Below are 16,204 nucleotides of genomic sequence, written 5' to 3'. Positions count from 1 at the left end.
TTACGGCATTGTTGCCGCATGGCTGGTTTTTTTAGTTTTAGTATTCTGGCTCATTACCAAATTTTTTGAATGAGTTTAACCGACTGGATCGTACTCGCCTTTACTATTCTTTCTATCGTTGCCTACGGGATCTGGAAAAGCGGCAGCAATAAAAATATCGACCAGTTTTTGGTTGGCAGTCGTTCATTACCCTGGTACCACGTGGGCCTTTCGGTTATGGCCACCCAGGCCAGCGCCATAACTTTTCTTTCGGCTCCAGGCCAGGCCTATTCGGATGGGATGCGTTTTGTGCAGTTTTACTTCGGGTTGCCGTTGGCCATGATTGTGCTCTGCATCACCTTTGTGCCTATTTTTCATAAGCTTAAAGTTTATACGGCCTACGAATTTTTGGAACAGCGTTTTGATTTGAAAACGCGTGCGCTTACTTCGTTCCTGTTTTTGGTGCAAAGAGGATTATCAACCGGCATTACTATTTATGCACCGTCTATTATTTTATCAACCATATTAAATATCGATACCACTTACACTACCCTCTTTATCGGCGGTGTGGTGGTCATTTATACCGTTTATGGCGGTAGCAAGGCAGTATCGTACACACAACTGCTGCAAATGAGCATCATTTTTTTAGGAATGTTTTTAGCCGGGGCACTCGTGGTTTACCTGTTGCCTAATAATGTAAGTTTCGTCAATTCATTGAAAATGGCCGGTAAAATGGGGCGCATGAATGTGATTGACTGGAAGTTTGATCCGGATAATCGCTACACCATTTGGAGCGGGTTAATTGGCGGTTTCTTTTTGCAGCTCTCCTATTTCGGTACCGATCAAAGCCAGGTAGGTCGTTATTTAACCGGCAGTTCGGTAGGGCAAAGCCGGTTGGGGCTCATTATGAATGGCTTGATCAAAATCCCAATGCAGTTTTTGATTTTGCTGATAGGTGTGCTGGTATTCGCGTTTTACCAGTTTAACAGGCCGCCTATGTTTTTTAACCAGTACGAGGTTAAGCAGATCAAAAACAGCAGCTACGCCACGCAATACAATTACCTCGACCAGCAATACACCCAGGCCTTTGAAGAAAAAAAGATCAAAGCCAACGAACTGGTTAAAGCTATTGACAGTAAAAACCAGGACAGGATTAATCAAGCGCAGGATCAGTTAAAGGTGGCCGATATCCAGGCCCGCATTATCAGGCAAAACGCCATCGAACTGATGAAAAAGAATAATCCTAAGGCGGATGATAACGATACCAATTACGTATTTCTGAGTTTTGTGACCCAATATCTGCCTAAAGGATTGATCGGGTTATTGATAGCTATCATCTTTTTGGCCTCGATGGGATCAACAGCAAGTGCATTAAACTCGCTGGCTTCAACCAGTGTGGTGGATATTTATAAACGAATCATTAATCCGGGCGCTACCGATCAGAATTATTTGAATGCCTCGCGGCTGGCAACTGTATTTTGGGGTGTTGTTTGTATTGGGATGGCGCTTTACGCAAGCCGGATAGGAAACCTACTCGAGGCCGTGAACCAATTGGGATCCTACATTTACGGAACGATACTTGGAGTATTTATTGTAGCGTTCTATCTAAAAAAAATAAATGGAACCGCGGTTTTTATCGCGGCCATTATCACAGAGGCTATTGTTTGTATATTGGGTTATTTTGATGCGATAGCTTATTTGTGGCTGAATGCTGTAGGGGCGGTTCTGGTGATTTTAATTTCTATGCTGATTAACCGCTATACCGGCAATAATTTGCCAAAAACATCCGACGCGTTGGCCGGGTAAATTTCGATCCCATCATACAATTCTGTGAATTTTAAAAGATACGGATCGCCGCTGCCGAAAGTAATAATTTGTTCAAGTTGGGCTATTACCGTTTTTCGGTTGGTATATCCTTTATGAACATTAACACCAATGCAATCAACATCAAATCCTAATTCCTTCGGGATTGGGAATACTTCAATACGATCCAGATTTAGCGCAGAATACCGGTCGAAAAAATGATCCCAGTTTATTCCCTTTTCGCTTTTCGCTATCAGGTTAAGTAAGGCCATATTATTTTACTATATCTATTAAAACAGGGTTTTCCAACTGCAAATTGTTAATCAATACCGATAACCGATCATTAAACATATCGGCTTTGCCAACCGGAATTTGCTGGCCCCTGATATCAAACCGTAATTTGATTTTGGTATTTAAAGGTAAGTTTTGGCATGCCCAGGCTGTACGACCAATGGCGTAATGTATTACATTACCTGCTTTATCATCGGTTGTGATGTCGCAATTAAATATCATTACAGCTTCGTTGTTCTGCTCGCTATAGCCCTCTACGGTTATAGGCGGCCAGTCTAATTGGTAGGCTTTAATTGTTTCGGGCATTTACCTGGAGGTTAATTTTTAATGTAACGCTCAGTCTAAGTTATGAAATTTTACCTGCAAGCAGGAATGGGAATTTTAGTTAATTGTGTGACCTGATCGCTGACTCCCAATAAAAAATCCCGGCTTTTTTCAAACCGGGATTTGGTGCGTATTAAAAAAGTCTCCTTCCTGAGTGACTATTCTTTCGCATGATCAAGCGCTTCCTGGTTCAGGCGCTCGTATTCTTCATCTTTATCAGCTTTAGCTAAAGCTATGCCAGCTTCGGCAGCGGCAATGGCACCTGCTTTATCGCCCTTGCGCAATAACAGGCGCGATTCCCAAAGTTTGTACCATGGGCCTTTGGGCTCAATTTTTTCGGCCTCGTAAACCCAGCCCAGGGCTTTGTCTACATCTTTATTGTTTTCGTAATAGTATTGTATGGCGTTGAAATAGTATGGTTTGCGGTCGCCTTTCATCAGCTCATCTATATTGGCGGTAATTTTGGCATCATCGTCGGTTTCCATGTGGATATAGGCTGCCGTTTTATCCCATACTAAAACCAGATCAGTTGATTTGGTGGTTGAGTTAACAAAGGCCATAGTGAACGTTTCTCGTTTTTCGCTTACATGAATTGGTTTTATGGTAAAGCGAAGAAAATCCTGGTCTTGTTTATAACTGTATGCTCCCCATTGTTTTACAACTTTATTCAAAATGATGGTCCACTCGTTTTTATTGGGGATGCTGAATAACGAGTAAGTGCCAGCAGGTACGGCGTTACCCTCAATAATTACTTTTTCGGTAAAGGTAATGGTGGTTGCGGCGTTGGCACCGGTACGCCAAACTTCGCCGTAGGGAATGATGCCGCCGAATATTTTGCGGTCTTTTACATTTGGGCGGGAATAGGTGATGGTTACTTTTCCTAATCCGAAATCCTGGATAATGGTTTGGGTTGAGCTGGCCTCGGGTATCCGGGGTATTTGAGCATACAATTTAGTGCTGAAACAACAACAGGCAATAAGCATGCTGAACAGGAACACGTAGTTTTTTTTCATGATCTATAGTTTTCGAATCTAAGATACCAAATGTTTTAATGCTGATATTATTGTGTATGACGTAAAAATATTTTCTGGGTTTAGTAGGCTGAGTATAAATTGATAAAAATAGAAATGCAGATGGAGTTCCGGCCGATAAGTGTTCGGAGTAAATAAAAGCAGGGGGAAGTGCGATTCCCTCCCATGGGAGGGTGTAGGGAGGGGTTTCTTCACCAGGCATGTATATTAACGAGGCGTACAAACCCCTCCCTGCCACTACGCAATCCAACGCACCCCTCCCCAAGGGAGGGAATAGAAAAACTTTCCGGGCACTTATATCTCCTATAACAAGCCACTCATCGCCACAACCCCAAAATTACCAGCGCTTTATTACCTTTGCACCCATGATCAATGTTATACTAAAAAAAGGCAAGGAAAAAGCCGTGCTGCAAAGGCATCCCTGGGTATTTTCGGGCGCGATAGAAAAAGTGAAGGGGAAACCCGCCAACGGTGATGTAGTGCAATTGCTTAACGCGCAGGGCGAATTTATGGCCTACGGTTTTTATAACGATCAATCGCGCGTTACGTTGCGCCTGTTGGAGTGGAATAAAGATGTACAGGTTAACGAAACCTGGTTCAGGGAAAAAGTTGCCGTGGCTGTTAAAAGTCGCGCTAATATATTAGCCAATGGTACTAACACCTGCCGCCTGATCTTCAGCGAATCGGATTATTTGCCCGGACTCATCGTAGATAAATACGCCGGTCACTTAGCTGTACAGGTGCTTACTTCCGGCATTCAGAATGTGATGCCTGTAATTATTGATGAACTAAAAAAGCTGCTTAGCCCCGAGAGCATCTCTGATAAAAGCGATAGCGCTTCCCGCGCCCATGAAGGTTTGGCCGAGGCAGAAAATAAAGTGTTGGCCGGCAGCCCGCCACCCGAATTGGTTGAAGTACTGGAAAACAATGTAGTTTATGGCATCAACATCACCGAAGGCCAAAAATCAGGATTTTATTGCGATCAGCGCGATAACCGCCATGTGCTGGCTTTACATACTAAGGATAAAAAGGTGCTTGATTGCTTTTGTTACACCGGCGGCTTTACGCTGAATAGCCTGAAAGAAGGCGCGGCATCAGTAACCAGTGTAGATAGTTCGGCATTGGCTATTGAAACTTTGGGCGAAAACATCAGGCTGAATAAACTTGATGCTTCGAAACATACGGCCATAAAATCGGATGTGAACACCCAGCTCCGCAAATTCAGGGATGAAGGCGAAAAGTTTGATGTAATTGTGCTCGACCCTCCAAAATACGCGCCATCGCGTTCGGCTTTAACCCGCGCATCGAGGGCCTATAAAGATTTGAACCGATTAGGAATGTTGTTGCTTAACGAAGGAGGACTATTGGCAACTTATTCCTGCTCGGGAGCGATGGATATGGAAACCTTTAAACAGGTAATTGCCTGGGCGGCGCTGGATGCCGGTAAACAGGTGCAGTTTATATACCAGTTTCATCAGCCGGAAGATCACCCGGTGCGGGCTTCGTTTCCGGAAGGGGAGTATTTGAAAGGATTGCTTTGCAGGGTGTATTAACCCCCTAACCCCCTGAAGGGGGAACAAAAATTAAAGGCGTGTTTGCGGAAGCAAACACGCCTTTATTATTAAGAATCTGCCGCGGGTTTAGCGTAGCGTAACCCGTGGTGTAAAACAGTTGGGGGCTGAGCCCCCAGCGCAATTCAAAAGGGACTTAAGTTTTAAACTTAAGCCATGCCCAGCCACGGGTTACGCTGCGCCAAACCCACAACACATTGTTGTTTCACTTAAAAAAGCGCTTAATTTTTGCCCGGTTAATAAATTTTTAGCCGAATTAACCCCTTTTTTAACCCCCGTTTTAATACCTCCCCCTTTATCATTGCTGCGCCAATTGAAAAACAGGTGCGGCTTATCTGGCTTAACCATCCCTTTAACCGGTATACTTTTTTTCACACGGCAACGAGTTATAAACCCATTAACCAAATTATTTATGAAGGAAATTTTTACCAATTATGGTGGGTGCCATCGCATCCATTATCGGGTTAAATTTACGGGGATGCTACAGCGCTTTATTGCTGTGCTCCTGTTTTTAGCCTTATGCACTTCGGCCTTTGCGCAAAGCAAAATAACCGGTGTGGTGAACGACGAAAAAGGGCAGCCCCTGCCCGGTGTTAGCGTTAAGCTTAAAGGCACTCCAAACGGAACTACCACCAATATCGACGGCCAGTTCAGCATTAATGCCGAAGCCAGCCAAATTTTAGTGTTTAGTTTTTTAGGATACGTACAGCAGGAAGTTGTTGTAGGCACGCAAAAAAGTATCATGGTTAAATTAATGCCCAACGCAACCAATATTAACGAGGTTGTAGTGGTTGGTTACGGTACACAGAAAAAAGCATCGGTAACAGGTTCGGTAGCTTCGGTTACCAACTCCGAGATTGTGACCACCAAAAACGAAAACGCGTTGAATATGCTGGCCGGTAAAATTGCCGGTGTGCGCATCACCCAAAATACTTCAGAGCCGGGCTCGTTCAGCAACTCGTTTGATATTCGTGGTTTTGGTAACCCGCTTGTAATTATTGATGGCGTGCCGCGTGATAATATTTCGAGGCTCGATCCTAACGATATTGAAAGTGTTTCGGTATTGAAAGATGCATCGGCGGCGGTATACGGGATCCGTGCGGCTAACGGCGTGGTATTGGTTACTACCAAAAAAGGTAAAAAAGGATCGATGGACCTTAACTATTCCGGCTCGTACGGCTGGCAGGTGCCGGCCTATATGCCGAAGCCGGTTGGTGCTATCGATTATATGACCCTGGTTAACGAACAGCTTTTACACAACGTTAACGGCGGCCACGCAAAATATACCGATGCCGATTTCGACGCTTTCAGAAACGGTACCCGTACCAGTACCGATTGGTATTCGCAGGTATTTGCCAACAGTTCACCTCAACAACAGCATAACCTTAACGCATCGGGAGGTAATGAAACTACCAACTATTTCCTGAGCCTGGGTACTACAGATCAAAACGGTTTTTTTAAAAGCGGCGATCTGAACTACAAAAAATACAACGTACGATCGAACGTAAGCAGTAAAGTAACCAAAAATCTTACAATCGATCTTAACCTTGCTGCAACCCTCGAGCAAACCAACCAGCTTTACAACGATGCCTGGTGGATTATCCGCTCGTTCTGGCGCCAGGTACCTACCCAAACGGTGTATGCCAATAACAATCCCGCTTATTTAAATAATGGCGAGGTGGATGGCTCAAATCCGGTAGCTTTATCAAATGCCGATATCAGCGGATATAAAAAAATCGCCAATAAGTGGTTCCAGTCATCAATGGCTGCAACTTATACCGTGCCGTTTGTGCCGGGCTTAAGTTTAAAAGGTTTGTATAACTATGACTACTACATGTCGAGCAATAAGCTTTACCAACGCTCATACAACCAGTATACTTATGATGCAAACAGCAAAAGCTATGCTACCATAGCCAACCAAACTCCGGGTTCATTAACCAGGCAGTTTTATGAAAAGCCTACCAGCTTAATGCAGTTATCGGCAAACTATAATAAAACATTAAAAGGAGGCCATAACATTGCCGGTTTGTTTTTGTATGAGGAGCGTTCGCAATCGGGCGATAACTTCAATGCCATGCGCGAACTGTCGTTACCTGTTGATCAGCTTGGCGCAGGTAATTCGGCCAATCAAAAAGCATCTATCGATGGCGGCTGGCCTTATGAGTTTGTTTCAAAATCATACGTAGGCAGGGTAAACTATGATTACAACGGCAAGTACCTGGCCGAGTTCAGTTTCAGGAATGATGCCAACTCAAAAAACTCACCATTGAAAAGGTGGGGTTTCTTCCCCGGCGCTTCATTGGGCTGGAGGGTTTCGCAGGAGAAATTCTGGAAAAACACCTCAGCATTATCATTTGTTGATGATTTGAAGATCAGGTTATCTTATGCCAAGCTGGGTGATGATTCAAACCTTGATTCATTTAACTACCTGGCCGGTTATAACTACCCCGCCGGTGGCGATAACAACAGGCTCCCGCCAGGCTCGGTGTTTGATGGTACGTTTGTTAATGCTGCCCAAAGCCGTGGTATTGCCAACCCATACATTTTCTGGCTGGTGGCAAAAACCTATAATGCCGGTATCGATTTACAGGCCTGGAACGGTTTACTGGGCGTAACGGTAGATGTTTTCAGGCGCGACCGCAGCGGCCTGCTTGATAAAAGGCTTGAAGCATTACCGGGCGTTGTAGGTGCCGAGTTACCGCAGGAAAACCTGAACAGCGATCAAACCAACGGTTTTGATATCGAACTTAACCACCGCAACCATATAGGCAACGTGGGTTATGTAGTAAAAGGTACTTTTGGTTATACCCGTAGCAAATGGATCAGCAAAATACACGCGGATTATGGTAACTCGCAGCTTAACTGGCATAACAATAATGATAACCGATATAACAATATTTTCTGGGGATATGGTGCCAACGGCCAGTTCCAAAACTATCAGCAAATCCTGAATAGCCCGCAATTTGTATCGCGCAACGCCGTGGTTGGTGATTATATTTTACAGGATTGGAACGGCGATGGTGTAATTAACGATCAGGATGTGCACCCGATAGCTCAAAACGTAAGTAACAACAACTACAGCACCCCGGCCACAACCTTTGGTTTAACCCTGGGTATAAACTACAAAGGCTTTGATTTTAACGCGGTGTTACAAGGCGCGGCAGGTATCAACGTATCCTACATCGAGCAGTTAAACATCCCGTTATGGGGTGGCGGCAGCGCGCTATCTATGTTTATGGACAGGTACCACCCAACCGATCCTAAAGCTGATCCTTATGATCCAAACACAGTATGGACTCCCGGGACCTTTGCCCTTACCGGCACAACAGCCAATACCAACTCACTGTCAAACATCCACAGCGCGGCTTACGTGAGGTTAAAATCGGCCGAGATTGGTTATACGCTTCCGGCAGGCGCCACCAAAGTTTTGGGTATTAAGGGTGCCAGGATTTTTGCCAACGGCTACAATATCCTTACCGTTACGGGTTTAAAATACCTCGATCCGGAGCACCCATCGGCCAATTACGGTTATTTATATCCGCTGGATAAAATATTCTCACTTGGCTTAAATGTTAAATTTTAATAAGGATATCAAATCATGAAAAAATACGCATATATAATATTTGCCTTTTTAATTTGCTGGACTACAGCATGTAAAAAGCTCGACACCCTGCCGCCAAGTATCATCAGCGATCAGGACGTGTTTTCAAGTTCGGCCGGTGTAACAGCTTATATGGCCCGCATGTACGCCGAACTGCCGATAGAAGATTTCAGGTACTCGCCCGAGCGCGGCTTAAATATGTTCTGGATCATCAGCCCAACAAGTGCTACCACAGGCGAGGCTTTAAGCCGCGACCAAAATGGCTCGATGCAGGAAAACACCGGCTTATCAACCTGGAGCGATTGCTACCGCACTATTCGCGATGCCAATTACTTTTCAGAAAACATAGCCAAATACACCGGCAACTTTACCACCGAGCAGGTTAACCAATGGTTGGGCGAAGCCCGCTTTATCCGTGCGGCAACTTATTTTGCGTTGGTTAAACGCTATGGCGGTGTGCCATTGGTTGATAAAGTGCTCAATTATCCTGCACAAAGCGTTGAGGAGTTGAAAATTCCACGTTCGTCTGAAGAAAAGATCTATGATTTTATCGGTACCGACCTGGATTATGCTTATGCCAATCTGCCCGAAAAAAGCCAGGCTGGTCGCGCTAACAAATATGTAGCGGCAGGTTTTAAATCGAGGGCAATGTTGTTTGCAGGTTCGGTGGCCAAATATAACCAGATTTCGTTGGTTGATGGTGGTGGCAACAGGCTTTGCGGCATCCCGGCAACAAAAGCGGTTAGCTATTTTAAAGCGGCTTATGATGCCGCGGTGCTGCTTGAAGGCAAGTATGATCTGTATAAAAAAGCGTGGTCGGCAACAGATAAGGAAGCCCAGTATCAAAACTATGTTAACCTGTTTTTTGATGCCACCAGCGGCGAAAACATATTTGTACGTCAATACCATTACCCCGAATCGGTACATGGTTATGATGCCTACAACGTGCCGCGCCAGTTAATGGGCGCCAATGGTTACTCATCAGAAGTTAACCCTACTTTAAACTATGTGGAGCTATTTGATGGGATCCCTAAAAATGCCGATGGCACCATCAAAACCACAACAGGCGGCAAATATGATCTGTATACCAACACGATGGACCTGTTTGCCAATGCCGAGCCAAGGCTAAGGGCCACCGTGGTTTTACCCGGCGATTTACTGAAAGGCGTAAGCATTGAAATAAGGAGGGGCATTTATACCGGCCCGACAGCGGGAGGGATCAGTCCGTTATTACCTGCCGGTTCAACAGCGCATTACCCAACAACCAATATGGTCGAGTCGGCCAACGCGTCGCAAACACCTTATACACTGCCAAATGGTACAACCATGAATCCTGCAGGATTAAGCGGTTATTTTACCGGTGATGGTACCTGCTCGGTTTCGGGTTTCTCTATCCGTAAATACATTGTGCCCGATAAACCAACCTCGTTGGTGTTGGAAAACCGCTCAGATCAAACCTGGATCGAACTACGCTATGCCGAGGTACTGCTTAACCGTGCAGAAGCGGCAGCCGAGCTGAATGCACTTGGCCAGGGCGATAAAAACTATTTACAGGATGCCTTTACCCAAATCAATGCCATTCGCGAACGTGCCGGCGCAACTTTATTAACCGGTATTGCCGGTTTAACAATTGATGTGGTACGTAAAGAGCGTAAAAAAGAGCTTGGTTTTGAAAACAAACAATACTGGGATATGCGCCGCTGGCGTGTTGCCGATAAAGAGCAAAACAGTACTGTTTACCGTACGCTGATGCCGTTTTATTCGGCGGGCGACAGCAAATACTTTTTTGATGCCCGTTTAGATGAGCGTAACTCCCGCTATACGTTTGATACACGCTGGTACTACGAGCAGATATCGCAAAATGAAATTCAGAAAAGCCAGAACCTTGTTCAAAATCCGGGTTATTAATTTATTGAGAGATGAAAAAACTATTTTATAGCATAGCATTAAGCATATTGGTTGCCGCGGGCAGCTCTTGCAAAAAAACAGATAACTACGCCGCGCCCGATGTTACCTTAAAAGGTACCGTAACTGATGCCGGTACAGGTAAAAGCCTGCAAACCGAACAAGGCTCGGGCACGCGGATCAAGCTGTTGGAGATAAGCTGGAGCGCAAATCCAACGCCTTTTTACATATCTTCATACCAGGATGGTACCTATCAAAATACCAAACTGTTTGCAGGTAAAAATGTGATCTCGGCCGAGGGCGCCTTTGTACCATTGGTACAGGTTGATGGCAGCGGCAAAACCATTGTTGATAAAAGCCAGACCGTTGATGTTAAAGATGTAACCACCGTAAACTTTTCGGTTGAGCCATTTTTAAGGATAGAATGGATTGGCGATCCGGTTTTAAATGCCGATGGTACCATCATCACCAAATTTAAAGTTACCCGAGGCACTGCCGACCCTAATTTTCAGCAAAACGTAAGTGATGTGGCTGTATTTGTTAACTCGAACAATTATGTAGGTAACAATAACTACGATAACCGCTACACACCTAAATTAAGCGGCGACGCGGCTAATGCTACCGTAGGTGCAACCACTACATTAACAACGCTTGGCGGTGCATTACCAGGTAAAAGGAGTTACTTTATTCGCGTAGGCGCAAAAATGCAATACGGTTTAAATTATTATAATTATACCGACGTTAAAGAGGTTAAAATACCATAACCAAATGAATACCTGTGTGTGGGAGCGGGTTGCCTGCTCAGCCCCTCCTTGCACGGTATCAATACAAATATTAATGATGAAAAACACTTTACTTTTTTGTTGTAGCCTTGCTTTGGCATCGGGCGTTTACGCGCAGCAGAAGCCTGGATCGCTTAAAGAAAAAACCGCTTTCCAAACCAGCAGCCCCTGGCGGCCCGAGATTGATGTACGATCAGACATTGCCATTGTTTATGGTACCAATGATCATCCGGGCATGAGCTTTGAGCAGCGCGTAAAAACCTGGCGCGACCGTGGGTATGATGTAAATTTCATGACTGGCATTGCCTGGGGCGATTACAAGGATTACTTTCTGGGTAAATGGGATGGTAAAAACCACCTCGGTGTAGGGCAGGTAACACAAAAAGGGGATACGATATTTCACGGCAAGGATATGCCTTATGTGGTGCCTGATGATTCGTTTATCGAGTACATGAAAACCGCTGTGGTAAAAAGAGTGATCGACGTTGGCATCACCAACATATTTTTAGAAGAGCCTGAGTTTTGGGCTCGTGCCGGATACAGCGCTGGCTTTAAGGATCAATGGCAAAAATATTACGGCTTCCCATGGAAACCGCAGGATGCCTCGGCAGAGAATACCTATCTATCCAACAAATTGAAATACAACCTGTACTACGAAACTATTAAACAGATATCAAACTATGCCAAAGAGTACGGCAAAAGCAAGGGCATGAAAATTAAGGTTTTCATTGCCACGCACTCGCTGGTAAATTATTCTTCGTGGCAAATTGTTAGTCCGGAGGCAAGTTTGGCTTCGTTACCGGGCATTGATGGTTACATAGCCCAGGTATGGACAGGCACCTCGCGCGAGCCTACATATTTTAATGGCGATAGAAAAGAGCGCGTATTTGAAAACGCTTTCCTTGAATACGGCTCGGTAGTATCGATGACAGCCCCAACCGGCCGCAAAGTATTTTTCCTCACCGACCCGATTGAAGACCGCGTGCACGACTGGAGTGATTACAAACGCAACTACCAGGCCACCTTCACCGCCAAATTATTATACCCCATGGTTGCCGATTACGAGGTAATGCCATGGCCAGAGCGTATTTACACCCACCCGTACCCGGTATTGGGCACTAACGAAAAAACGCTGATCCCGCAGTTTTATTCAACCCAGATGCAGGTGATGGTAAACGCGCTGAATGATATGCCCGCATCGCCCAATAAGGTGTCCGGAGTAAACAGCATCGGTGTGTTGATGAGCAACTCGCTGATGTTCCAGCGTTTCCCTACGCATAATGGCTTTGAAGATCCGCAGTTTTCTAATTTTTATGGCCAAACCCTGCCATTGGTAAAACGCGGTGTACCGGTACAAACGGTGCATATGGAAAACCTGGGTTATGCTGCATCATTAAAAAATATCAAAGTATTGGTGATGAGCTACTCGAACATGAAACCGGTATCGGCCGAGGTTCATGAGCATCTGGCGCAATGGGTTAAAAACGGTGGTGTGCTGATTTACGCAGGCCGCGATGATGACCCGTACCAATCGGTAATGGAGTGGTGGGATACCAAAGGCAACAGCTTTAAAGCCCCTTCCGAGCATCTGTTTAAACTGTTAGGCGTAAATCCAACCGGCGGCGACCAGCATTTTACCGTTGGCAAAGGCGCTGTATATGTGTTGAGGCAAAACCCTAAAGAGTATGTAATGCAGGTTAACAATGATAATAACTTCATTAAAGCTGTAAAACAGGCTTACGAAAAAGATGCTAAAGGCGGTGTACTAACCTTTAAAAACAGCATGTACCTGGAACGCGGCCCTTATGATGTAGTAGCCGTGATGGATGAAAATGCCGATAGTAAGCCGTACACCGTAAAAGGCCCGGTTATCGATCTGTTCGATCCGCAATTGCCGGTATTAGCCGAGAAAACCATTAATCCCGGCGAGCAGGCTTTATTGTACGTGGTAAATCGTGTAGCTAATAAAAAACAACCCAAAGTGTTGGCAACCGCGGCAAGGGTGTACGATGAAAAGGTTACAGCATCCAGCTACACTTTTGTAACCAAAAGCCCGATTAAAACATTGAACAGTACCCGGATACTGTTGCCGGCAAAGCCAAAAGCAACAGTTGTTACCAATAATAACGGACAAGCCATAAGCGATGTGAAAAGCAGCTGGGATGCAGCATCGCACACATTATACCTCGGTTTTGCCAACAGTCCCGATGGTGTTAAGGTGAATATAAAATGGTAAAGATTCTTTTTTGAGAGAAAGTTGGTTTATGCTTCCGTACGCGAAATTTCGTGTGCGGAAGTTTTTTTGATTAACAGGATGTATATGACCTCAAAAAAATTGTCCTTGTGTTGAATATGGTAAAAAACGAATAAAGATTCCCTCCCTCGGGAGGGGTGTGGTGGGCATGTGAAATGGCAGGGAGGGGTTTGTACGCCAAGCCGGGCGGATATAATTGGCTTGGCGTACAAACCCCTCCCTACACCCTCCCAAGGGAAGGAATCGCACGAGGCCACTGCTTTTTGATTTCTTTTAGAACCATATTTAATTGATTATGCAAAATAACACTCCAAATAATAAATGAAAAAGTTACTCCTCCTGGCATTTGCCTTTTTACCGGCAGCGCTATCGGCACAGGAAAAGCCGGCTACGCTTGTTGATTACATTAACCCGCTGATGGGTACACAATCTAAACCGTCCTTATCAAACGGTAATACCTATCCCGCGGTGGCCTTGCCATGGGGCATGAACTTCTGGACTGCACAAACCGGTAAAATGGGCGACGGCTGGCAGTACACTTACGATGCCGATAAAATCTTAGGCTTCAAACAAACCCACCAGCCATCGCCTTGGATGAATGATTACGGCATGTTCTCTATCTTCCCCGAAACCGGAACCTTAAAGCTGAACGAGAAAGATCGTGCCAGCTGGTTCTCGCACAAAGCCGAAGTATCTAAACCATACTACTACAGCGTGTACCTGGCCGATTATGATGTAACTACCGAAATTACGCCAACCGAACGCGCGGCAAGTTTCCAGTTCACTTTCCCTAAAAGCGATAGTTCGCACCTGGTAATCGATGCTTTTGATAAAGGATCGTACGTGAAAATTATTCCGGGCGAGCAAAAAATTGTTGGCTACAGCACTAAAAACAGCGGCGCTGTACCGGCCAATTTTAAAAACTACTTTGTTATTTATGTAGATAAACCATTCGCGCTGGCCTCGGCATGGCACGATTGGAAAAAAGATGCCGGCGCGCTGGAGTATACCGGTGATCATGCAGGCGCGGTTATCACTTTAAAAACCGCCAAAGGTGAAAAAGTGCACGTTAAAGTAGCTTCATCATTTATCAGCATTGAACAGGCCGAGCTTAACCTGAAACGCGAATTGGCTAACGATGATTTTGCAACAACCTGCCAAAAAGCAAAAGATACCTGGAACAAAACCCTTAACCACCTCAATATTGAAGGTGGCACGCTCGATCAAACCCGCACTTTTTATAGCAGCCTTTACCGCATGCTTTTCTTCCCCAATAAAATGTATGAGGTTGATGCCAGCGGGCAAAATGTGCACTATAGCCCATTCAATGGCAAAGTTGCGCCGGGTTACCTGTTTGCCGGTACCGGTTTCTGGGATACTTTCCGCGCGCTATACCCTTTCCTGAATCTGGTTTACCCATCAATAGCTAAAGAAATGCAGGAAGGTTTGGTGAATGATTACAAAGAAGGCGGTTGGTTACCGGAGTGGTCGAGCCCTGGTTATGCTGATTGTATGATAGGTAATAACTCGGCATCTATAGTATCCGAAGCCTATTTGAAAGGTTTGCGTGGGTATGATATCGAAAGCCTGTACGAAGCCCTTAAACATGGTGCTAATAATGAGGGGCCTAATGCTACCGGCCGCCGCGGTGTGCAGTATTACAATACATTGGGTTATGTGCCTTATGATGTAAAGATTAACGAAAATGCCGCCCGTACCCTTGAGTATGCTTATGACGATTATGCCATTTACCAGTTAGGTAAGGCATTGGGTAAACCTAAAAAAGAGATAGAGGTTTATAAAAAACGCAGCCAGAACTACCGCAACCTGTTCGATCCGCAAACCAAACTGATGCGGGGTAAAAACAAGGATGGTAAGTTTGAAACACCATTCAATCCATTTAAATGGGGTGATGCCTTTACCGAGGGCAATAGCTGGCACTATAGCTGGAGTGTTTTCCATGATATCCAAGGTTTGATTAACCTGATGGGCGGCAAGCAGCAGTTTGTAACCAAATTGGATTCGGTATTTGAAATGCCACCGGTATTTGATGATAGCTATTACGGCGGTGTGATCCACGAAATCCGCGAAATGCAGATTGCAGGTATGGGCCAATACGCGCATGGTAACCAGCCTATTCAGCACATGATTTATTTATACAATCACGCCGGGCAGCCATGGAAAACCCAATATTGGGTGCGTGAAGCGATGAACCGTTTGTACAGGGCCACGCCTGATGGTTATTGCGGTGATGAAGACAACGGCCAAACTTCGGCCTGGTATATCTTCTCATCATTGGGCTTTTACCCGGTTACCCCGGCCAGTGATCAGTATGTGTTAGGTGCACCCTTATTCAAAAAAGTAACTGTTAATCTCGAGAATGGTAAAATCATCACCATCAACGCCCCTAAAAACAGCTATGAAAACCGTTATGTAAATACACTAACCGTTGATGGCAAACCATACACCAACAACTGGTTAAGCCACAAAGGTTTATTAAATGGAGCCGTGCTTGATTTTGATATGCAGGCTACGCCTAATAAAGATCGCGGCACTAAAGATGCTGATGTGCCTTATTCAATGAGTAACGAGAAGTAAGCCAATCTAACCCGCACTGAAGAGGAGGGCCTTTTGTAAACGCATCACATGCGTCTCCCGCCATG

General features: G+C 45.1%; 11 protein-coding genes. 7 read left to right on the top strand and 4 right to left on the bottom strand.

The features are described from left to right. The first annotated feature begins 69 nt into the window (after positions 1 to 69). Entirely contained in the window at positions 70 to 1,785 is a 1,716-nt protein-coding gene (locus HYN43_RS22200; RefSeq protein WP_119406122.1) for a sodium:solute symporter family protein, read from the top strand. On the opposite strand, the gene HYN43_RS22195 is transcribed toward HYN43_RS22200, so the two are convergent. The 3 genes from HYN43_RS22195 to HYN43_RS22185 all read right to left on the bottom strand — a co-directional run bounded on the left by HYN43_RS22195 (position 1,737) and on the right by HYN43_RS22185 (position 3,410). Continuing rightward, positions 1,737 to 2,054: a hypothetical protein gene (locus HYN43_RS22195; protein ID WP_119406121.1), complete on the bottom strand. Its 318-nt coding sequence runs from the start codon at positions 2,052 to 2,054 to the stop codon at positions 1,737 to 1,739. The two genes, HYN43_RS22200 and HYN43_RS22195, sit on opposite strands and share 49 nt — an antisense overlap. 1 nt (position 2,055) lies before the next feature. Next, positions 2,056 to 2,379, bottom strand: coding sequence for a hypothetical protein (locus tag HYN43_RS22190; RefSeq protein WP_119406120.1), 324 nt, complete (start codon positions 2,377 to 2,379; stop codon positions 2,056 to 2,058). A gap of 176 nt (positions 2,380 to 2,555) precedes the next feature. Continuing rightward, positions 2,556 to 3,410 carry a DUF2911 domain-containing protein gene (locus HYN43_RS22185; protein WP_245446983.1) on the bottom strand — a complete coding sequence of 285 codons (855 nt, stop codon included), beginning with the start codon at positions 3,408 to 3,410 and terminating at the stop codon, positions 2,556 to 2,558. 383 nt (positions 3,411 to 3,793) lie between these two features. Here HYN43_RS22185 and HYN43_RS22180 point away from each other — a divergent pair, with 383 nt between their 5' ends. Then, entirely contained in the window at positions 3,794 to 4,981 is a 1,188-nt protein-coding gene (locus tag HYN43_RS22180; RefSeq protein ID WP_119406119.1) for a class I SAM-dependent rRNA methyltransferase, read from the top strand. Between the two features lie 189 nt (positions 4,982 to 5,170). Here the strand turns inward: HYN43_RS22180 and HYN43_RS30500 are convergent, their stop codons facing one another. Next, a complete protein-coding gene (locus HYN43_RS30500) occupies positions 5,171 to 5,431 on the bottom strand; it encodes a hypothetical protein (RefSeq protein WP_162996584.1) in 261 nt (86 codons plus the stop codon). Between HYN43_RS30500 and HYN43_RS22175 the strand changes: the two genes are divergently transcribed. The 5 genes from HYN43_RS22175 to HYN43_RS22155 all read left to right on the top strand — a co-directional run bounded on the left by HYN43_RS22175 (position 5,412) and on the right by HYN43_RS22155 (position 16,139). Further along, a complete protein-coding gene (locus HYN43_RS22175; protein ID WP_162996583.1) occupies positions 5,412 to 8,582 on the top strand; it encodes a SusC/RagA family TonB-linked outer membrane protein in 3,171 nt (1,056 codons plus the stop codon). The genes HYN43_RS30500 and HYN43_RS22175 overlap by 20 nt on opposite strands. A 15-nt stretch (positions 8,583 to 8,597) precedes the next feature. After that, positions 8,598 to 10,508, top strand: coding sequence for a RagB/SusD family nutrient uptake outer membrane protein (locus HYN43_RS22170; protein WP_119406117.1), 1,911 nt, complete (start codon positions 8,598 to 8,600; stop codon positions 10,506 to 10,508). Between the two features lie 11 nt (positions 10,509 to 10,519). Next, a complete protein-coding gene (locus HYN43_RS22165; protein WP_119406116.1) occupies positions 10,520 to 11,269 on the top strand; it encodes a DUF3823 domain-containing protein in 750 nt (249 codons plus the stop codon). Positions 11,270 to 11,342: 73 nt separating this feature from the next. Beyond that, a complete protein-coding gene (locus tag HYN43_RS22160; protein WP_245446981.1) occupies positions 11,343 to 13,523 on the top strand; it encodes a hypothetical protein in 2,181 nt (726 codons plus the stop codon). A gap of 339 nt (positions 13,524 to 13,862) precedes the next feature. Next, positions 13,863 to 16,139 (top strand): GH92 family glycosyl hydrolase, encoded by a 2,277-nt coding sequence (locus HYN43_RS22155; protein WP_119406114.1) that lies wholly within the window; start codon positions 13,863 to 13,865, stop codon positions 16,137 to 16,139. The last annotated feature ends 65 nt before the right edge of the window (positions 16,140 to 16,204 follow it).

Source organism: Mucilaginibacter celer, from assembly GCF_003576455.2.
GTDB classification, from domain to species: Bacteria; Bacteroidota; Bacteroidia; order Sphingobacteriales; family Sphingobacteriaceae; genus Mucilaginibacter; species Mucilaginibacter celer.
Note: the sequence above shows the minus strand (reverse complement) of the source record. Positions and strands in the feature narration are given on the sequence as shown.